Origin of the sequence: Marinibacterium profundimaris, from assembly GCF_002210095.1 — a bacterium.
GTDB lineage: Bacteria > Pseudomonadota > Alphaproteobacteria > Rhodobacterales > Rhodobacteraceae > Marinibacterium > Marinibacterium profundimaris.
In genome coordinates this window covers 66,254-86,338 of sequence record NZ_AQQR01000013.1, presented here as the reverse complement: position 1 = coordinate 86,338, position 20,085 = coordinate 66,254, and the positions used below count along the sequence as shown (strand labels likewise).

The following is a 20,085-nucleotide window of genomic DNA, read 5'->3' as shown; positions in this document are numbered from 1 at the left end:
GGTCCCCGGTGCGTTGGCCAGGGCCACGTCATGTTCCGATGGGCCGCACCCTGCGGTTTGGGCTGGCCCCACGCGCCGCTCTGCCGCACACTTCGGCTGATCCGGAGGGGGAGGATTGCGATGACGGATGCAAGGACCGCGCTGGTGATTTCGGCCCATGCGGCGGATTTCGTCTGGCGCTGCGGCGGGGCGATCGCGCTGCATCAGCAGAAGGGCTGGGAGGTGACGGTGGTCTGCCTGTCCTACGGCGAACGCGGCGAAAGCGCGAAGCTGTGGAAAGAGCCGGGCATGACGCTGGAAAAGGTCAAGGCCGCCCGGCGCAGGGAGGCCGAGGCGGCGGCAGAGGCGCTTGGCGTCCATGACATCCGCTTCATGGATCTGGGCGATTACCCCCTGGTGCTGGAGCGCGAGGACAAGGACCGGCTGGTGGCGCTGATCCGCGCGGTGCAGCCACGCTTCATGCTCAGCCATTCCGCCTACGATCCCTACAACACCGACCACATGTACACGACGCAGGTGGCGATGGAGGCGCGGATGATCGCCCAGGCCTGGGGCCACGAGCCGGGGCAAAAGGTGCTGGGCGCGCCGCAGCTTTACCTGTTCGAGCCGCACCAGACCGAGCAGATGGGCTGGAAGCCCGACACGTTCCTGGACATCACGCCGGTCTGGGACCGCAAGCGCGCCGCCATCGAATGCATGGAAGGCCAGCACCACCTGTGGGACTATTACACCAACGTGGCCGAGAACCGGGCCAACCACTTCCGTCGGAATTCGGGCGGGCAGGCCGGCGGGCGGCCGGCGCAATATGCGGAAGGCTTCCAGTCGGTCTATCCGCGCTGCGTGGATGAACTCTGATGGGCGTCGTCGTGCAGAAGATCGAGAGGGCCGACCCGGCGGTGATCGAAGAGCTGGGCCGCTGCGGGGTCGCGACCCTGCACGAGGCGCAGGGGCGCAAGGGGCTGCTGGCCGCCTACATGCGCCCGGTCTACCGGGGCGCGCGGGCGGCGGGATCGGCTGTCACAATCCTTGCGCCGCCGGGCGACAACTGGATGATCCACGTCGCGATCGAACAGCTGCAGGCGGGGGACGTGATGGTGATGGGCGTGACCTCGCCTTCGGACGCGGGGTATTTCGGCGACCTGCTGGCGACCTCGGCCAGGGCGCGGGGCTGCGCGGGCATGGTGCTGGACGCGGGCTGCCGGGATGTGGCCGAGCTGGAAGAGATGGGCTTTCCGGTCTGGTCCAAGGCAATCTGCGCGACCGGCACGGTGAAGGAGACGATCGGATCGGTGAATATCCCCGTGGTCTGCGCCGGCGCCCTGGTGGAGCCGGGCGACGTGGTCGTGGGTGACGACGACGGGGTGGTCGTGGTGCGCCGGGCCGAGGCGCAGGAGGTGCTGGAAAAGGCCCGCGCCCGGCTGGCCAGCGAAGACAGCAAGCGCGCGCGCCTGGCCGCCGGAGAGCTGGGGCTGGACATCTACGACATGCGCGACCGGCTGGCCGCGAAGGGGCTGACATATGAGTGACGCCGGGCGCGCGGGGCCCGGGGACGCCCGTGTCTGACGGCATCCGCGCCATGTGGATGCGGGGCGGCACGTCGAAGGGCGGCTATTTCCTGGCGGAGGATCTGCCCGACGATCGCGACAGCGCCCTTCTGCGGATCATGGGCTCGCCCGATCCGCGCCAGATCGACGGGCTGGGGGGCGCCGACCCGCTGACCTCGAAGGTGGCCGTGGTGCGGCGGTCCGACCGGCCCGGGGTGGACGTGGATTACCTGTTCCTGCAGGTCAGCGTCGACCGGGCGCTGGTCTCGGACCGGCAGAACTGCGGGAACATCCTGGCCGGGGTCGGCCCCTTCGCCATCGAACGCGGGCTGGTGGCCGGGCAGCCGGGGCAGACCCGCGTGACGATCTACATGGAAAACACCGGCCAGACCGCCATTGCCACGGTCAAGACGCCCGATGGCCGCCCAGTCTATGAGGGCGCCGCGCGGATCGACGGGGTGCCGGGCACCGCCGCGCCGGTGCCTCTGGAATTCCGGGACACCGCCGGGTCGACCTGCGGCGCGCTGCTGCCCACGGGCCGGGCGGTGGACGTGATCGACGGCGTGGAGATGACGCTGATCGACAACGGCATGCCGGTGGTGATCCTGCATGCCTCGGACCTCGGGCTGACCGGGCAGGAGCCGCGCGACGCGCTGGATGCGGACGACGCCCTGAAGGCGCGGCTGGAGGCCATCCGGCTGCAAGCCGGGCCGCTGATGACCCTCGGCGATGTCGCGGACCAGACGGTGCCGAAGATGACGATGGTCAGCGCCCCGTCCCACGGCGGCGCGATCTCTACACGAACCTTCATCCCCCACCGCTGCCATGCCTCGATCGGCGTGCTTGGCGCGGTCTCGGTCGCGACCGCCTGCCTGCTGGAGAACGGCCCCGCCGCGGCGTTGGCACAGGTCCCCGGGGGCGCGCCGCTGTCGCTGGATATCGAGCACCCCACCGGGGCCACCACCATCCTGGCCACGCGGGGACCGGACGGGCATGTCAGCTCTGCCGCGATCCTGCGCACGGCACGGAAACTGTTCGACGGGATGGTCTACGCCTAGCCATCTCCGCCAGCGCGAAGGGCGGCAGGCGGATCGGGGGTGGGCGGGCGGGAGATCTGCCTGCCGCCCGGCCCTCAACGATGAGATGTCAGAAGAAGTATTCCAGCGACAGCTGCACGAAGCTGTCGTTCTGCGCGAAGGCCAGCGGATCGCGGGTATCGGCCGAATTCACGCCGAAGGCCGCAACCTCGACCCGGACCGCATCGCCGATGCGGCGGGAATACGAGGCGGTGTAGATCTGCGCATCGCTGTTGACGTCGTAATACATCCCGCCCCGCACCGCGGTGCCCTGCACGTCGTTGCCGGTATAGGCGAAGCCCAGGAAGACATCGTCGTCGTAGATCGTGAGCGGCTGGATGCGCGAGCGGTTGTCGTAGAGATATTCGCCGACCACCGTCAGCGTGTCGCCCGTCGGGCCGATCCCGCCAAAGGAATACTGCGCCCCTGCCACGTAGGAATAATAGGTCTCGTCGATGGCATTGCTGATCGCGCCCTCGAAGGTCAGTTGCAGGCTGCCGCGCGACCAGACGGTTTCCAGCCCCCAGCGGCGCAGCTTGGCGTAATAGGGCAGCGCGTGCAGATCGGGCAGATTGTCGATCAGGTCGGTGGTACAGCTGGACCGGTCGAAGACCCCGGTGGGCACCACGCAGATGCTCGGCAGGGTCGATGGCGCGCGGTCGGTCCCGTCGAAATAGGACAGCGCCAGGTCCATCCCGCCCCAGAGCGCATCGAAGGAGCTGCGGAACCGTGCCGCGAAATCGAAATTGCGGCCGCCGCCCTCCTCGTACACGGCATCGTTGTTGCTGACGAGGATGGGCGAGCGGAAGCGGGTCTCGGCGGTGTTCAGGTCGCGGTCGCGGAAATAGACCAGTCCGAAGACGCTGAGGGTCGAATTCAGCCCCAGCGACAGGTTGAAGTTCACCATCGGCTGGCCAAGGCTGATGTAATCGACCGTCTGGTCGATCGTGTAGCGCTGGTTCACCGTGTCGACGACGCGGTTGCCCTCGCTCACGCCCCAGTATTCGATGTTGGAACCGACGAGCAGATCCCAGCCATCGCCGAAATACTGGTAATAGCCGCGCGGGATGTCGGCATAGCCTTCGCCGGTGTCGGTGTTGTAAAGGCCGCTGACCTCGAACACCAGGGTACCGCTCTCGAACCGGGTGCGGGTGTCAAGCTCACCCGAGATGATGGTCTGGAAGCCGGCGTCGCCCTGGCCGCGCAGCAGCCCGTCCTCGGGATAGTAGCGCAGCGTCGCATCGAGCGAGCCGCCAAAGGTGAAATCCTGCGCCCGGAGCGCACCGGGGGCGGTGGCCGCCAGAAGGCAGGTGGCAAGGATCCCTCCCGACCAGGCCGTCCGTGCCCCGGTCGCCGCTTTGGTCAGCGCAGTCATCGCCCCAGTCATCACCATGTCCGTCGGTCCGTCCCCGTTCCGGTGGGTCAAACGGCACCGCCCCGCCATTTCCTGCGGGGCGCCACCGGTACACGTGGTGTCCGACCGGGGCCGGACACCGGGTCAATTAGCGCGACTTCAGAGCCTGGACACTGAAATCGTTGGCCGAAAAGCCGTTTCCGAACTTGAAGTTCGACCACAGCAGGTCGGTGCTCTTGCCGGTCAGGTGGTTGACCATGCGCATCTTCGAGGCGCGCCAGTAGCGGCCGTATTTCTTGTGCCCCGAGCTTTGCAGCGTCTTCACATGCTTGCCGGCGCGGTCGAAATACTGGACCTGCACGACATAAAGGTTCGACGCGTTCATCCAGACCCGCTGCAGCGCGTAGCCCGAGCGTTGCTTGGGCGTGCGGTCGATGACGTGGCAGGTGCCGCCGCCCACCGGGCAGGGGCCGTCCTGGACCCATTTGTGGTTGAAGTCATCGGGGCCCTGGTCGGTCATGTCCTCGTAAGCGAATTCCGAGCCCATGAACGAGCCCGAGCGCGCCGAGGAAGAGATCCGCTTTACCCGGCCGACCGACGGCAGGTACAGCCACTGGTCGTCCGCCTTGTTGTCGTAGGAATAGGTCAGCAGCGCGGTGTCACGCACATCGCCCGGCCATTCGAACACCAGCAGCGAGGCCGAGGGGTTGTTGCCCCGCCCTTCGAGGCCCTTGGCGTTGAAGCGCCTCTCGGACTGGGCGCCGCCCTGAGTGTAAAGGATCATCTGGCCCGACGAGGAGCTGTCGCCCCAGCCCTGGCCGGCGGCCTGGGCGCGCTGGACGATTTCCTCGCCCTTCTGTTCGGCGCTTTGCGCCAGGGCCGCGACCGGGGCGGCCATCAGCATTGCGATCAAAGAAACTTTTTTAAGAAAGGTCATGTTCTCTTTCCTTCGGCTAGAACCAATAGCACAGGGAGCAACAACAGGTCGGCCAGGAAGGCCATCGCCACGACAAGAGCCGTCAGCCCGCCAAGGTGTTCGTTGATCGCGAAACTTGACATGGCAACGATGGTGAATCCGGTAACCAGTGTAATCGACGTCAGAGTAATGGCGGTGCCCACGGTTGCCAACATCCGTTGGACAGCCTCGCGGGGGTCGAATCCAAGGCGTCTCTGGCGGATATAGGTCATCATCATGTGGACCGTATCATCGACCACGATCCCGAAGGTCATGACCGTCACCACGGTCGAGCCCAGGTTCACCTGGCCAAACAGCACGCCCCACAAACCAAAGGCCATGACGGCAGGAACAAGGTTCGGCACCAGGCTGAGGAAGCCGTAGCGCAGCGACCGCAGCGCGATGATCATCGTCGCCGAAATCACCACCAGAACCACCACCGCGCCGGTGAACATCGCCGTCCCGTTGCGCTGCGAGACTCGCGCGAACGTGATGCCCACGCCGGTGCCGATCGTGGCGATCTCGGGGGTGTTTTCCTCCATCCACGCCTGCGCATCCTCGGCGAACCAGCGCAGCTCGGCGCTGGTGTCCACGTCAAGCGACACGGTCATCAGCGTCTGCTTGCGGTCGATGCTGAGCTGGGTGTTCAGGTCCTGCCCCACGGGCAGGTTGAGCTCGTAGAGCATCAGCAGCTGGGCATTCGCCTCGGAACTGTCGGCGGTCCGGTAGAATGCGGGATCGTCGCCGTTGAGGTTCATGTTCAGCCGTTTCAGCGGCTGCACGATCGAATTGATGTGGCTCACGTCGTCCCGGTCGCGCATCCAATCGCTGAACGCCTCGACCTGCTCCAGGAATTCGGGGGCAAAGACGCCGCCCTCGTAGGGGCTGTCGAGCACGAAGTTCACGACCTTGAGCGAGGTCAGGCGGTCCTCGATCACGTCGCTGTCGCGGCGCAGCTGGTAGCTGTCGTCGAAATAGCCGATGAAGTCGTCGTTGAAATGGATCCGGGTGATCCCGAAGACGGCGATGCCGGTCAGGATGGCGAAGACGATCAGGATCGGCTTGGGGTAGGTCAGGGTGAAATCGCCCACGCGCGGCAGGATGCGCGGCAGCAGCCCTTCGCGGCGGCGGCGCAGCTCGGGCAGGACAAGCAGCGTGGTCGGGATCACCAGGATCGCCAAAAGCCAGCCGCACACCGTGCCGATGGCCACCATGTTGCCCAGGTCCTGCAGAGGCGGCGCGTCCGAGAAGTTGAGGCAGAGGAAGCCGAAGGCCGTCGTCAGGTTGGTGACGGTGATCGGGGCCAGGTTCTCCTGCACGGAATGCTCGACCGCCTCGCGGCGGGTCATCCCCTTGCCCATGCTGTTGCGCCAGTGCAGCACCAGGTGCATGCAGGTCGCGGCGACGATCACGATGACCGCCAGCGGGCTGGAAGCATTGCCCGGCGTCAGCGCAATACCCAGCCAGCCGCCCACGCCCAGCGTCATGGCGGCGCCGCCGAACAGCACGATGATCGAGCCGACCACGCCCGAGAAGGTGCCGAGGCCGAGGATCAGCAGCAGGACGGTCGAGGCCGCCGCCAGCGGCAGCGTGTCGTCGAGATCGCGGTCGCCGGCCTCGCTGAAGGCCAGGCTGGCCATGATCGAGCCGGTCATGAAGACTTCGTGGCCCGGGTAATCCGCCTCGATCCGGTCGGCCAGCTCGGTGACCGCATCCATGATTTCCTGGAAGGTCTCGGGCGAGCGGTCGGGCGGCACCATGGAGATGCCGACGCCGAAGGTGCGCCCGTCCGACGACACGACGCGGTCAACGAGCTCTTCGGTCTCGAAGGTGCGTTCGCGCGCCTCCGCGGCGATCTCGGGCGTGATCTCTCCGACCTCGGGCAGCATCGGTTCGACGATGATCTCGTCGCCCTCGGCCCAGGAGGAATTGAAAGTCGCCATGGAATCGACGCGCAGAACATGCGGGATGTACCAGGCTTCCTCGGTGGCTTCGCGCACGGCGGACAGGGTTTCGGGATCGAAATCCGACCCTTCCGGCCCCGAGATCGCGAGGATCATGTTGTCGGTCGAGACGAACATGTCCTCGATCTGGAGGATCAGTTGGTATTCGGGGTTGTCCGGCCCGAAGAACGCGCGGGTGTTTGTCGAGCGTTCGACCCTGGAAATGCCCATCGCGCCGATGATGATCAGCGCGATCGCCAGGCCGAAAAACAGCCAGTGCCAGCGGACCAGCGCATGCGCGATCCGCGTGCCGAAGGAAACATCGCCTTCAGCGTGGAAAGTTTGGTCAGCCATTGGAGGCGTTGGGTACCTGTCTGATGTCGGAATTCGTATCGTCTTCAGGCGTGCCGGGCGCCTCCCCGTCCGCTGTCACGATGGCCTCGTTGACGGGCGGCTCCTCTCCCTCGACCGGCAGCTTTTCATACCCGTACTTGTCGAAATAGATGTCCCAGTTCTCGTTGATCATCTTCACGATTTCGGGGTCTTCTTTGTACTTGTTCGGCTTGTAGTTCTTGCGGCTGTCTATGTAGGCCTGCATCGCCGGCAGCGCGTGTTCGATGTCGGGAAGATCCAGCGTCGTGTAGATCTTGCGCATCACGCCCAGCGGGTCCTTCACCAGATCCTCGTAGCTGACGGTCACCAGCGCCCCCTCGGGCAGCTCGGCCTTCTGCTTCTCGAACGCCTCGTGGAAGGCGGGGAAGCCGTCCTTGAGATCGTGGATCAGCTGTTCGTCGGTCATGCCCTTGGCCTCGAACCCCTGGGTCACGGACAGCGCCTTGCCCAGTTTCAGGTTCGACTGAAGGATCCGGTAGGGGTTTCGGGTGATGTGGATGAACTTCGACTGCGGAAAGACCTCGCGGATGAGCGAGACGCGCACCGTGTGGGTGGGCGATTTCAGCAGCAGCTGCTTGTCGGGGTTGCGGTACTGCACCTTGCGCAGGAACCAGACCCAGGCCTTGATCCAGCGCGCGCGCACCTTCGGATCGCGCTGCATGATCAGGCCATCGCTGTACCTTCCCTTGGCAGAGGGAAAAGCCATCTGCGCATAGGGGCTGGGCTGGCCCATGGTCAGCATGGCGATCTCGTCCTCCTGCGGGGCATCCATGGACATGTCCATGTCGTCCATGGGCCGCTTTTCCATCTTCGCGAGAGGATGGTTGCGCAGGCGCTTCTCGGCGATCAGGAAGCTTTCCGGCATGATGCACTGCATGTTGTCCGGCGAGGCAAAGCGGTCGTCGCAGGCAAGCAGTTCGTTCAGGAAGGTCGTGCCCGAGCGCATGAAGCCCAGGATGCAGACCGGATCGCCGTTGAACCGGGTTTCCTTGATCCGCTTGCGATAGAACAGCTTCACCAGAAGGGCGAGGATGCTGTGCGTCGGCGCGGTCAGCAGGAACACCGACACGACCACCCCGTAGCGTTGCGGAGATATGTGACGCCAGTTGCCCTTGAGCAGCTTAAGGAACGCCCAGATCGTCATCCCGTGCCACAGGCGGAACTGGTAGCGCGAATAGCCGTAGTACCGCGGATCGTTCGGATCGTAGAGCTTTGTGGGGTCGACGCTGTCTTCGCGGTCAGCCGGGGAGGTCATGCGAAATCTCCGTTGTTCAATTCATGTCCGACGTTCGGACCCAGGCGGTCCGCTCAGCCGTCAAATTTGCCCCGAGCATCGGCCGCGGGGGCCTGATGCTCGAGCCTTCAGCGATAAGTCTGCCCTGCGATACCAGAACGCGCCCTATGCGAGGACGCTGAGAATTTGTTCCACGATCTTCGTCGCAATGGTATCCACCTCGTCGGCGTCAAACGCCACGTCAAGTCCACGGACGATCAGTTTCGATCCCTGGGAGGTGGTCCGGATGTCGACCCGAAGGTCGTTCGGGAAGGGCATGAAGGGGCGGCGGGGCAGATGCATGCGCTCCACCTCGACGGGGCCGACCTTGAAGGTTTCGGCGCTTTCCGATTCGAAGAGCTTCGACATCATCGACGCCTTGGCCTTGCCGGTCGCCAGCACGTTGTGCACGAAGACCTGCGGCGCGGCGCCGACCTCGGCCTTGATCCTGTGACCAAGTTCGTTGTCGGGATCGTCGAACATGATCGACCGGTGGGTATCCGCCTCGGCCATGTGCTTGCGCACCACGGCCGCCCGCGCGATCAGGTCGTCGCCATCCGAGATTTTCGACCGGACGTAGTGGTACTGCAGGTCACACCCGGAATACCGCGCCAGCAGCGCCGAGGTGCGGCTGGCGATGAACCGGCCGATGTAGTCCTCGGTCCCGTAAAGGTCCTTCATCGTTGCGCCGATCGCGGCGATGGTCAGCGCAAAGAAACTGGCGTCGGCCTCGAGCAGCTTTTCCGAGATCGCGTCGTAATCCTCGCGCGAGACGGTGACGATGGTCTCGTGCAGCGGCAGCGGCCCGCTGATCCACGGCCCGACAGGCAAGTCCCTGGCGAAACGCCCGAAGGGAATCGGCGCCGGCGGATTGGCCAGCAGACCATCCCAGAACGCGGCGGTCGCGCCGGTATAGGGGGGCAGCTTGTTGTGGTGATCGCTGATATATTCCTGATGGCTCAGCGCGGCGCCGGACCCCGGAAGATTCAGCACGCTGCGCACCAGGTCCTCGATCATCACCAGCATGCCGTAGCCGTCTGTGATCGCGTGGTGAACGCGGATGATGATCACGTCGCCATGCGAGCCGAACCGCAGCATGCGGAATTCGCACAGCTTCGGGCCGGTGATCTCCATCGTGTCGTTCTGGCTGTCCGACACGATCTGGTACATCTCCTCCTTGGAGACATCCCCGTGTTCGTACACGTCCAGAGTGATGTCGTCGGACGGGATCAGCTTCATGACCCATTCGCCGTCCCTCTGTTCGAAGGCCCCGCGCAGGGTGTCATGTGCCTTGACCGTCTTCTTCACCGCCCGTTCCAGGCGGCGGGGGCTGCCCGAGGGGCTGATACGAATGCCCTCGGACAACGTGAAGAACTGCTTCGCCAGATCGGTGCAGTCAGGATGCGTGAGCTGGTCGATCAGGAATTTCTGGTAACCCGTTAACGAAAATGAAGCGGAGGATTCCTCCTCCGCTCCTTTTTTGGCGCGTCTGCCAATCATTCAGCAACCTCGAGCTGATTGTCGTAGGGCGACGTGATCGAGGTGATCCCGAGACGCTTGGCCAGGGCCTGCATCAGGCGCTGAGCGTCGTTCGGGGTGACCACGTCGCTGTCGACCCGCATCAGCAGGAGCGACGCGTCATCCGACTTGCGCAGGATGATCTCCACGTCGCTGGCGATGCCGGTGCGGCCGTTGGCCTCGGCATGGATCGTCATGTCGCCCATGCTGACCGGACCTGCCACCAGGGCCGCCTCGAGCGCGCTGAGCTCGGGTGCGAAGCGGTACGAGATCTGGAACGGAGCCGCCCCGGATTTCTCGAACTGGTCCGCCAGCTCCTTGCGCAGCGTGTAGAGGTCGACGCTGTCGTGGCTCTCGGCCGCGGCCAGGATCCGTTCGACATGGTTGCGCTGAACCTCTGCCGTGGTGTCCATCGGCACGAAGAGCGGCTGATCGTCGGCAAGCGGGGCCACCACATTGGCATCGGCCAGGCGCGCGGAACGATCGGTCTCGCGGGTCAGCAGGACGCCGCCCTTGTGGCCGGTCGCTTCGGTCAGGGCCTCTGCCAGAGCGATGGTGAAGTCCGCCTCGGTCAGCGAATTGCCGGGGATGTCCCCCTGCCATTCGGCTGCCACACCGTGATCGCGGCCCAGGGCGGCGATCGAAACCGCACGCGCCCGTTCCTTGAACTCGATGGCCGGCGCCTTGCCGGAGACAGCGTAGCTCCAGAACGACTGGTCGTTGGCGTTGGTCGAGTCCTCCGGATCGAAGATACCGCGGCGCATTTCGACGCCCAGGTCCTTCTCTGCCATCGGGTCGGCCAGCTCCGCGCCGCTCAGGCACTTCATCAGCTCGTCCATCACCAGGTAGGCCGAGGCACGATTGGCCACACCGCTCTGGATCTGCAGCATCAGACGGGTCGCGTCCTCGCTTGCAGGCGCCATGGTCAGGCAGGCGACGGTGCCTTCCGACACGTCGACCGCCTTCACCTGGAACGGATCCAGAGTGTCGAGCTGGACCAGCTTGAGGCCTTCGCCGTCGAAGCTGACCTTGCCGTTCGAGAACCTGGTCTTGAGCATCGGATGACGCCCGCTGACCGTCTCGGCCGCCTTGGCGAGGGCCTCGGCGTCGACCGCCGGGGTGACCTCGACCACGATGCGATGCTCCAGCGCTTCACGGGCACTGTCGGTCGTCATCGGGGCGGTGGCTTCGGACAGAAGCTGCGTGCCGCGGTCGTTCAGCAGAAGCTCTTCGCCGTAGTAGGCGCTGCTGCTTTCGCCGTCGTCGACGATGTCACCGGCCAGCAGGGCGGCTTCCATTTCCGCCTTTGCCTTGTCCAGTTCCACGCCGAGCACGTCCACCAGTTCCAGGATCGTGGGCGCCTGCAGGAACTTCGCCGCCTGCAGGGCCAGACCCAGGCCGGTTTCGATGCGCATCTTCAGCTCGAACGAGGAGAGCGAGTCGAGGCCAAGCTCGTTCATCGCGTTCTCGGGGTTGATCGTGTCGGGGTCGATCTTCAGCACGTTGCCGATCTCGCCCTTCACGAATTCCGTCAGCTCCACGATGCGCTGTTCGCTGTCGAGCTGCAGAAGACGCTCGCGCACCTCCGAGGATTTCTCGTCCTTCTTCTTCAGCATGCCGGAGACGCGCGGGATCGAGCCCATCTTTGCGTTGGTCCGGGCCATCTGCTGCCAGTCGGCGTTGGCGTAGAAGATATTCGGAGCGCTGGTCCGCAGGAGCGTCTTGATGCCGTCCGGCGTCTCGTGCTCCTCGAGCCCCATGAGGCCCATGCTTTCCAGGTAGTTCTTCAGATCCTCGTTCCGGCCGACGATACCGGTGGCCGCGATGGCACCCCAGTTGATCGACCCGCCCGCGTCCTTGTGTTTCTTGCGGTAGGCTGCAAGCGCATCAAGAAAGCCGTTGGCCGCCACATAGTTGGCCTGACCCGGCGAACCGGTGGTTGCCGCGATGGACGAGAAGGAGATCACGAATTCCGGCTGTTTGCCGGCCTTCGCAAAGGCCTTCTCAAGAGCCCAGCCGCCAGCCACCTTCGGATAGACGACCGAGTCGATCATCTCGTCGTTCAGCTGGTTGATGAAGCCGTCCTTGATCACGGCCGCGGCGTGCATGACGCCCTTCAGCGGCTTTTCATCCGCGAAGAGGCGCGCAATGGCGTCCGCGGTCTCGTCCTCGTTGGTAATGTCCAGCGAGATGATCTCGACCTCGGTGCCCTGCTCCTTGATCTTGTCGACGCGGACCTGCTCCTCTTCGCCGACCTTGCCCGAGCGCGAGGCCAGGACCAGTTTGCCGGCGCCGTTGGCGCTCATCCATTGTGCGATCGACAGACCGAAGCCGCCGTTGCCGCCGGTGATCAGGTAGGAGCCCTGCGGGTCCATCTTCACTTCACGCTCGCGGTCGGCCTTCACGACGAATTCGTCCTCGTCGAAGGTGACGACAACCTTGCCGACGTGCTTGGCCTGAGACATGAACCGGATCGAATCCGCGACCTGGCTGACCGGGAAGGACACCAGCGGAAGCGGCTCCAGCTCGCGCTTGACGAAGGCTTCCGTCAGCTCCTGGAACATCGAGCCCAGAAGATCGGGACGTTCCACGCCCATCGCGGCAAGGTCGAGGACCGAGACCGAGATGTTCTTGCGCAGGGCCTTCATGCCGATCGAGCTGTCCGCGTAGACGTCACGCTTGCCGATCTCGAGGTAGCGGCCATAGGGCGACATGACCTCGAGGCCTTTCTCGATATAGGCACCCGGCAGCGAGTTCAGCAGAACGTCCACACCCTTGCCGTCGGTGATCTCCATGACCTGGTCGGCCCACTTGAGATCGCGCGAGTTCATGATGTGGTGGACACCCCATTCCTTCAGCAGCGCGCGCTTTTCATCGTTGCCCGCAGTTGCGAAGATCTCGGCGCCGACGTTCTTGGCCATCTGAACGGCCGCGGTGCCGACACCGCCGGTTGCCACATGGATGAAGACCCTCTCACCCTTGGCCATCCGGCCGGTCCGGTTCAGCGCGTAATGCGCCGTCGCGAAGGCGGACGGGATGGTCGAGGCTTCCTCGAACGAGATGTGTTCGGGGATGTGCGAAAGCGCCAGCTTGGTGGTTTTCAGGAACCGCTGCAGGCAGCGCTTGCCCATGCCCATGACACGGTCGCCGACCTTGAACTCGGTCACGTTGGAGCCGAGCTCGGTGATCACGCCACCGAATTCGAGGCCGAGGTTGGTCCAGGCGGGTTCGCCTTCGGCTTCTTTCGGCAGCAGGCCGGTGACGGCCATGACATCGCGGAAGTTCAGGCCGACGGCCTTCACCTGCACGCGGACCTCGTCCGGGTCCAGAGCATCGAAGCCACATTCGATCAGCTCGAGGTTATCGATAACCCCGGGGTTGTTCATCGTGACAAAGAAGTTCCGGTCGGTGTTGTCCTTCGGAATGTAGAGGTCCTGCTGTTCCAGCTCGTGATCCCAGACGCGGTTCAGACGCGGCACGAAGGCACCGTCCTTGCGCAGCACGACTTCGGTCTCGGCCGAGGGGGCCAGGATCGCGTCGAGCAGGGTATCCATCGCTTCCAGCTGCGCGTTGTCGACATCGATCTGCATCATGTCGATTTCGGCAACCTCGTTGGCCACGGTCCGCAGCAGCGTCGACAGCGGCGCCTGGGTCAGGCCGTCCACCGCCATGCTGTCCCCGTCAGGGGCCGAGCGGGCGTTGCGGGTCACCAGGACGACGCGCGGCAGGCTTTCGCCGTGGCGCAGTTCGTCGAAGGACGAGCCCAGCGCGATGACCGCGCGGGTGTCGTCGGCCACCATCTTGGCGACGGTTTCGGCCGGCGTGTCCTCGGTGATCGGCTCCTGGGCAAGACTCCAGGCATAGACCACACCGGTCAGGCCCTTCTCCTCGTCTTCCATCAGCTCGGAGATGCGGTCGGCGAAGTCCTCGCGCATTTCCTCGGCCGACGGATCGACCTCGTCGCGCGACATCATGATGACCTCGGCGCCACGGGCTTCCAGGCCTTTCGCCAGCTCTTCACCGGCGGTGCCTTCCTCGGCCAGCACCAGCCAGGTGCCGGCTTCGGCGTCCGCTTCGGGCGTTGCCACCTTGTAGTCCGAGAATTCCTCGATCGCGTAATGCGGTGCGAAGCCTTCCGGGTGCTCCTGCTGCTGCGAGCCCATGAGCGAGCGGTTCAGCAGGCCCTTCATTTCCAGGACCACGTTGCCGTCCATGTCGACGACGACGAAGTCGGTGCAGGCGGTCAGCGCGTCGATGCGCGGACGCTGGAACGCGTAGACCCTGAATTCACGCGGCAGCTTGCGGTGCATCCGCAGGCGGGTCGCGCCAACCGGCATGAAGCTTTCGTACTTGCCCGTGCGGTCCTCTTCCGGAACCGACAGGGTTTCCTTGATCATGCGCGGATCCGAGATCTGCAGGCAGGCATCGAGCAGCGAGGGGTGAACCTCGTAGCGGTCGAAGTGATGCTCGCACTGCGAATCCAGCGAAACCTGTGCACCGGCCCCCACGTCGTGGGCCCAGAGGTCACGCACCGTCTGGAAGGCCGGGCCGTAGTTGATCACGCCGTCTTCGGACGTGGTCTGGTACAGGACTTCCAGTTCGACGCCGACGGAGTCCGGGTTGTCCTTGGTGTGCAGGACATAATCGGTCTTCGGGTCGATCATGTTCTGGCGCACGACACCGTCGGCCCGCAGGGTCCAGGGCTCCGAGCTGTCACGCGGCTGCGTGTAGATCTGGATCTGGTTCCGCTCGGGCACGAACTGTGTGAAGAAGCGCACCGCCATGTCCGGATAGATGAAGAGCGCTTCGTGGATCGTCAGGTTGGCGATCTCGATCGCGCCTTCCTCGCCGAACATGAAGCGGCCGGCTTCCATCATGATGTCCATGTAGCCGGCGCCGGGGAACACGCACTCGGCCTGCAGGCGGTGATCACCGATCCAGGGGTAGGCATTGAGGGTGACCTCACCGAACCACTGGTTCTTCGCACCTTCGACCTTGGCGCCCAGCAGCGGGCCCACGTTCTCGGGGAACATGATCGAACGCCACTCATTGTTGTCCTGCCACAGCTCTTCGAGAGCCCAGGGGTAGAGCGGCAGGTCGACAAAGCTGTCCGGCTCGCCGTTCAGGGCGGTCCAGTCCAGCTTCACACCGGTGCAGAACAGGCGTGCCGCGGCTTGCGCCATCGACAGGTGGTCGTTCTGCTTGCGGTTCAGCGAGTTGATGACATCGACCTTGGCGCCGAAGTCGGATGCGGTCGAAACGGCGGGCGACGACAGGGTGGTGTGCGGGCCCATTTCCAGGAACACGTTCGCACCCATGCGCAGCGCGGTGTCGATGCCGTTCTTGAACAGCACCGCCTGGCGCAGGTTCCGCCAGCCATAGTCGATGTCGAAGCGCGTTTCCGGCTTGCCGGTCACGGTCGAGATCCAGGGCGTGGTCGGCACCGACCAGTCGATGTCGGACACTTCCTTGCGGAACCAGGATTCGCCGGCTTCCAGCTGATAGGAGTGCCACGCGGTATCGACCTTCAGCGTGCGGATGAAGGTGTTCGGGTGGTCCTTCTCGAACTGCGCGACGAATTCGTGCAGCGTGTCGTAGTCACCCGAGATGGTGGTCGACCCGGGGCCGTTGACGGCCGCGATGTTGATCTTCTCGGGCAGCAGCGGCTCGATGTCTTCGGGGTCGAGACCGACGGCCGCCATGGCGCCTTTCTGGCCCAGCTGGTCGCGGATCGCGCCCCGCTTGGACAGGAAGTTGGCGGCACCGGCCAGCGTCAGGCCGCCGGCGGTGTAGGCCGCGCAGGCTTCGCCGATCGAGTGGCCGACAACCATGTCGGGCTCAACGCCCCAGGATTTCCAGACGGCGACGAGGCCGTGCTGGATCGCGAACAGCGCGGGCTGGGTGACGGTGGTGTCGTCGATGTTGCTGTCGGCTTCGTCCTTCAGCAGCTCTTCCATGATCGACCAGCCGGCCGATTTGACAAACTGCTCGTCGTATTCCTGAACGGCCGTGCGGAAGGCGTCGTTGTCTTCCATCAGCTGGCGCGCCATGCCCCACCACTGGGAGCCCTGGCCGGCATACATGAAGGCGACTTTCTTGTCCGCCGCGGCCTGGCCACGGAAGACGTTGCCGGGATCCTCGGCATCGGCATCGGTGGATGCGACGAAGTCGAGACCCTTCAGCAGCTCGTCCTTGTCCTTCGCGACGATGGCGGCGCGATAGGCATGGTGGGTCCGGTTGGTCGCCAGGGCGGCGGCCACGTTGCCCAGGTCGGTGTCGGCGAGCTTGCCCTCACGCAGCGAGGCGGCGAGCTTGGCGGCCACGTCCTTGACCACGGCTTCGTTCCGGGCCGAGATCGGGAAGATGCGCGGGGCTTCTTCCGCGGCGACGGGCGCCGGCTTGCGGTAGACACCTTCGACCGGACGATCCGGCGCGGTGGCCAGCAGGGCCGATGCGTTCGCACCGCCGAAACCGAACGAGTTCACGATGCCGCGGCGGATGCCGTCGACCTCGGGGAAATCGGTCGCTTCCAGCGGGATTTCCATGTTCAGCGCGTCCAGCGGGATGCGCGGGTTCGGCGCGCCGAAGCCGATCTGCGGCGGGACCTTGCCCTTGTGGATGGCCAGAGCCAGCTTGATCAGGCCGTTGACGCCGGCACCGGATTCCAGGTGGCCGATGTTGGGCTTGACCGAACCGATCAGCAGCTTGCCGTTGGTCTTGGGCTGGCCGATCACGCGGCCGATGGCGCCCGCTTCGATCGGGTCGCCGATGGGCGTGCCCGTGCCGTGTGCCTCGACATAGCCGATCTCGTTCGGTCCGACGCCTGCGCCCTGCATGAGCGACTGCATCATCTTGATCTGGCTGTCCTGGTTCGGCGCGGTGATGGTGGAGGTATAGCCGTCCTGGTTGGCCCAGCTTTCCTCGATCACGGCGTAGATGCGGTCGCCATCGGCGACGGCGCGGTCATAGGGCTTCAGCACGACGGTGCCGATGCCCTCGCCGCGGACGAAGCCGTTGGCGTCGGCGTCGAAGGTGCGCAGGGTACCGGTGGGCGACAGCATGCCGGCTTTCGAGAACACCACGAAGGTGGTCGGCGACAGCATGAAGTTCACGCCCGTGACCAGGCAGTAATCGGCCTGGTTGTTGCGCAGGTTCAGGATGGCCTGGTTCAGCGCGGTCAGCGACGACGAGCAGGCCGTGTCGACCGAGTAGGACGGACCGTTGAGGTTCAGACGGTGCGACACCCGGTTGGAGATGATGCAGTGCGCGATGGCGGTACCGCCATAGGCGTCGAAGCCCGCGCGGCTCTTCTCCTGGATCTCACGATAGTCGACGGACTGGACGCCGACGAAGACACCGGTGCGGGATTTCTGGAATTCTTCCCACGGGATACCGGAATCCTCGATGGCCTCGTAGGAGGTCATCAGGGTGTTGCGCTGCTGCGGATCCATCGAGGTGGCTTCGCGCGGCGACAGGCCGAAGAAACTGGGATCGAAGGAGCGGACATCGTCGAGGAAACCGGCCCACTTGGTCTGGGACCGCGCGATCGCGTTCGGATCGCTGTCATAAAAATTCTCAACGTCCCAGCGATCCGAGGGAACTTCCCGGATGCCACAACGCTTTTCAATCATGAGATCCCAGTAGGAATCCGGCCCCGTGACACTTCCCGGCAGGCGGCACGCGATCCCCACAACCGCAATCTTTTTCGAAGAATTTTCTACGTTAGTTGAATCGAGCATTTAGCCTACCCATTCTTTTCTCAAAGTACGTTTTATATGGACCCAGCAGGACGCGAATCCCTGTTACGCGACTTCTATCCCTGCCGGTAGTCCGGAAACCATATGAATATGCTGCCATGTGGCAGAACGTGCAAGGCCGCACTTGTCATGCCGTACCCATTTCGTAGCGGTAACATACGCTCCTCGAACGACCAGTCCCGCACGAAGACGGCGGCTCTGCAGGGGCGATTCCATGGTGCGGATGTGGCTGATTCGCGTCACTTTGAAGCGATTCGCAAATCGATTATGCCTAATATTTGAGCATATCTTTGTGCCCCGCCAGACGTTTCGTTCGCGCCCTGGTGGAGTTCGCTCGCGTCATGGTGGAGCGGACAATTGTTGCTGTTTGTAATTTTTTCAGCGGCTCCGCCACGGCTGGCGGCGGCGAAACCGTTTATTTTACAATTTTTCTCTACTTCTGGTCGAGACCAGGCCCAATCTGCAACCCGGCCTGGCCACCAGGGAAGCGGACCACCTCAGAAGCGGTAGGAGGCGCGCACGTGCAGCGTGTTGAAGGTCACGTCGTTGCCATCGGCCCCGAAATCGAGAAACTGGTGCCACATGTATTCGCCACCGACGACCCAGTTCTGGTTGATCTGGTATTCGTAGCCGACACCGGCAACCACGCCCGGATCGTCGAAATCGATGTCGGTCACACCGGTGACGCCGTCGAAGTTGGTATAGGCCAGACCGACGCTGATGAAGCCGAGCGAATTGCCGAAGTCACGGCCGGCGCGCGCCTTGACGCGGGCGATGCCGTCGAAGCTGCCCGAGCCCGACGGTTCGTCGTAGCTGATGTCCGAGAAGTCATACTGCAGTTCGACACCGGCAACCCAGTCACCGTAGTCGTACAGATAACCACCCATGAAACCGCCAATGATTCCGTTGGTGTCGAAGTTGTCGGTGTCGGTCACGCTTTCGAGGTCGAACTCACCGTAGGAATAGCCGAGCTGTCCACCGGCGTACCAGCCGGTCCATTCCCCGGCGAGAGCCGCGGTCGAGGTGGTTGCGGCCAGGAGGGTAGAGCAAAGTAGGATGCGCTTCATGATGAATCCCATGCATGTTGAAGTGTCACGACTTGCCGGGAACCGACGAGCCATTCGTGCTTTAACTAGTTCTTAATACCTCGGTTCCATCCCTCGGAATGATGGAATCATTGGTGCTGGGCGGATACTTGCCAGCCTCTCCGGCGCCTCTTGCCGCCGAAGAGCTTTGGACAGGGCCGAAACCGACCCCGGCGACATTCCCGCCCGGCCAGCTGCCGTGTTTGCAGTTTTTCCGTTGCGTCACGAAGGGGAATGCGACCGGCACCACACTGGGCGAGATCTAACTGCAACCCACTGAGCAGAAAAGATATTGCGCTCTCTGCCAGGCTTGCCTGCGTCAATCCTGCCGTGCGCAGACCCGGGCCTGCACGCCTGCCCTCACTTGCCCCACTCCGCCTCGCCGGCATCACGGATCGCATGGTCAAGACATCACCGCGAATGTGACAGGACCGGCGGCAACCCGCTCATCCGGAATTCGGCGAAGACTTGCGACCGTGATCAGACCGACACGGCCTCCAGCATCGCGTCGCGGCCGACCATTTCCTTTGCCCCGCTGAGCACTACTTGCCCACGCCGCAGCGCGTAGAACTGCTCGGCCAGCCCATAGGCAAAATCGAAATACTGCTCCACGAGCAAGATCGCCATGTCGCCCTGATCGCGAAGATATTCGATGACGCGGCCGATCTGCTGGATGATGTTGGGCTGGATCCCTTCGGTCGGCTCGTCCAGCAGAAGGAGCTTCGGCTGGATGATCAGGGCGCGCCCGATCGCCAGCTGCTGCTGCTGACCGCCGGAGAGGTCGCCGCCGCGGCGGTTCTGCATCTCCTTCAGCACCGGGAAAAGTTCGTAGATCTGGTCCGGCACCATGTGCTGGTCCTTCGGCAGACAGCCAAAGCCGCTTTCGAGGTTCTCGCGCACGGTCATAAGCGGAAAGACCTCGCGCCCCTGCGGCACATAGGCGATCCCCTTGCGCGCCAGCACGTGGCTGGGCACGACGCCCAGCGTCTCGCCATCCAGCGCGATGGTCCCGCCCGAGCGCGGATGCACCCCGGCGATGGCCTTCAGCAGAGAGGTCTTGCCGACCCCGTTCGTCCCCATCAGGCAGGTGATCTGCCCCGCCGCGGCCTCCAGGCTCACGTCATAAAGGATCTGGCTTTGCCCGTAGTGAAGGGTCAGGTTCTTGACCTCCAGCATCACGCAGCGCC

11 protein-coding genes are annotated in these 20,085 nt (G+C 64.2%); 3 read left to right on the top strand and 8 right to left on the bottom strand.

The genetic code is table 11. The annotated features are described in order from the left end of the window. Window positions 1–120: 120 nt before the first annotated feature. Genes ATO3_RS21350 through ATO3_RS21340 form a run of 3 tightly spaced genes read left to right on the top strand, consistent with a single transcriptional unit; the run spans window position 121 to window position 2,602 of the window. Complete coding sequence (locus ATO3_RS21350; protein WP_088651936.1) at window positions 121–855, top strand: PIG-L deacetylase family protein; 735 nt, start codon at window positions 121–123, stop codon at window positions 853–855. After that, window positions 855–1,526, top strand: a complete 672-nt coding sequence (locus ATO3_RS21345; protein WP_088651935.1) for a 4-carboxy-4-hydroxy-2-oxoadipate aldolase/oxaloacetate decarboxylase — start codon at window positions 855–857, stop codon at window positions 1,524–1,526. Before ATO3_RS21350 ends, ATO3_RS21345 begins: the two co-directional genes overlap by 1 nt. Window positions 1,527–1,555: 29 nt before the next feature. After that, on the top strand, window positions 1,556–2,602 hold the full coding sequence (locus tag ATO3_RS21340; RefSeq protein WP_088651962.1) for a 4-oxalomesaconate tautomerase: 1,047 nt from the start codon (window positions 1,556–1,558) through the stop codon (window positions 2,600–2,602). 88 nt (window positions 2,603–2,690) lie between these two features. Here ATO3_RS21340 and ATO3_RS21335 read toward each other — a convergent pair whose 3' ends face one another. From ATO3_RS21335 to urtE, 8 genes are all read right to left on the bottom strand, one after another. Further along, window positions 2,691–4,007, bottom strand: coding sequence for a hypothetical protein (locus tag ATO3_RS21335; RefSeq protein WP_143747322.1), 1,317 nt, complete (start codon window positions 4,005–4,007; stop codon window positions 2,691–2,693). A gap of 115 nt (window positions 4,008–4,122) precedes the next feature. Next, the gene (locus tag ATO3_RS21330; RefSeq protein ID WP_088651933.1) at window positions 4,123–4,911 is read right to left on the bottom strand and encodes an outer membrane lipoprotein-sorting protein; all 789 of its coding nucleotides are present in this window, start codon (window positions 4,909–4,911) and stop codon (window positions 4,123–4,125) included. Then, a complete protein-coding gene (locus tag ATO3_RS21325) occupies window positions 4,908–7,226 on the bottom strand; it encodes an efflux RND transporter permease subunit (RefSeq protein ID WP_088651932.1) in 2,319 nt (772 codons plus the stop codon). Before ATO3_RS21325 ends, ATO3_RS21330 begins: the two co-directional genes overlap by 4 nt. Then, window positions 7,219–8,520, bottom strand: a complete 1,302-nt coding sequence (locus ATO3_RS21320) for a sulfotransferase family protein (RefSeq protein ID WP_088651931.1) — start codon at window positions 8,518–8,520, stop codon at window positions 7,219–7,221. The genes ATO3_RS21325 and ATO3_RS21320 overlap by 8 nt, the downstream gene beginning before the upstream one ends. 144 nt (window positions 8,521–8,664) lie before the next feature. Next, window positions 8,665–10,038, bottom strand: a complete 1,374-nt coding sequence (locus ATO3_RS21315; protein ID WP_088651930.1) for a condensation domain-containing protein — start codon at window positions 10,036–10,038, stop codon at window positions 8,665–8,667. Next, the gene (locus ATO3_RS21310; RefSeq protein WP_088651929.1) at window positions 10,035–17,795 is read right to left on the bottom strand and encodes a type I polyketide synthase; all 7,761 of its coding nucleotides are present in this window, start codon (window positions 17,793–17,795) and stop codon (window positions 10,035–10,037) included. Before ATO3_RS21310 ends, ATO3_RS21315 begins: the two co-directional genes overlap by 4 nt. Before the next feature lie 515 nt (window positions 17,796–18,310). After that, entirely contained in the window at window positions 18,311–18,880 is a 570-nt protein-coding gene (locus ATO3_RS21305) for an outer membrane protein (protein ID WP_158218033.1), read from the bottom strand. Between the two features lie 498 nt (window positions 18,881–19,378). Then, the gene (urtE, locus tag ATO3_RS21300; RefSeq protein WP_088651927.1) at window positions 19,379–20,074 is read right to left on the bottom strand and encodes an urea ABC transporter ATP-binding subunit UrtE; all 696 of its coding nucleotides are present in this window, start codon (window positions 20,072–20,074) and stop codon (window positions 19,379–19,381) included. Between the last annotated feature and the right edge of the window lie 11 nt (window positions 20,075–20,085).

Coding starts and splice junctions, on each gene's coding strand:
- ATO3_RS21330 (WP_088651933.1), bottom strand. CDS start 4,911: ATGACCTTTCTTAAAAAAGTTTCTTTGATCGCAATGCTGATGGCCGCC.
- ATO3_RS21310 (WP_088651929.1), bottom strand. CDS start 17,795: ATGCTCGATTCAACTAACGTAGAAAATTCTTCGAAAAAGATTGCGGTT.
- ATO3_RS21335 (WP_143747322.1), bottom strand. CDS start 4,007: ATGACTGGGGCGATGACTGCGCTGACCAAAGCGGCGACCGGGGCACGG.
- ATO3_RS21350 (WP_088651936.1), top strand. CDS start 121: ATGACGGATGCAAGGACCGCGCTGGTGATTTCGGCCCATGCGGCGGAT.
- urtE (WP_088651927.1), bottom strand. CDS start 20,074: ATGCTGGAGGTCAAGAACCTGACCCTTCACTACGGGCAAAGCCAGATC.
- ATO3_RS21345 (WP_088651935.1), top strand. CDS start 855: ATGGGCGTCGTCGTGCAGAAGATCGAGAGGGCCGACCCGGCGGTGATC.
- ATO3_RS21320 (WP_088651931.1), bottom strand. CDS start 8,520: ATGACCTCCCCGGCTGACCGCGAAGACAGCGTCGACCCCACAAAGCTC.
- ATO3_RS21325 (WP_088651932.1), bottom strand. CDS start 7,226: ATGGCTGACCAAACTTTCCACGCTGAAGGCGATGTTTCCTTCGGCACG.
- ATO3_RS21305 (WP_158218033.1), bottom strand. CDS start 18,880: ATGAAGCGCATCCTACTTTGCTCTACCCTCCTGGCCGCAACCACCTCG.
- ATO3_RS21315 (WP_088651930.1), bottom strand. CDS start 10,038: ATGATTGGCAGACGCGCCAAAAAAGGAGCGGAGGAGGAATCCTCCGCT.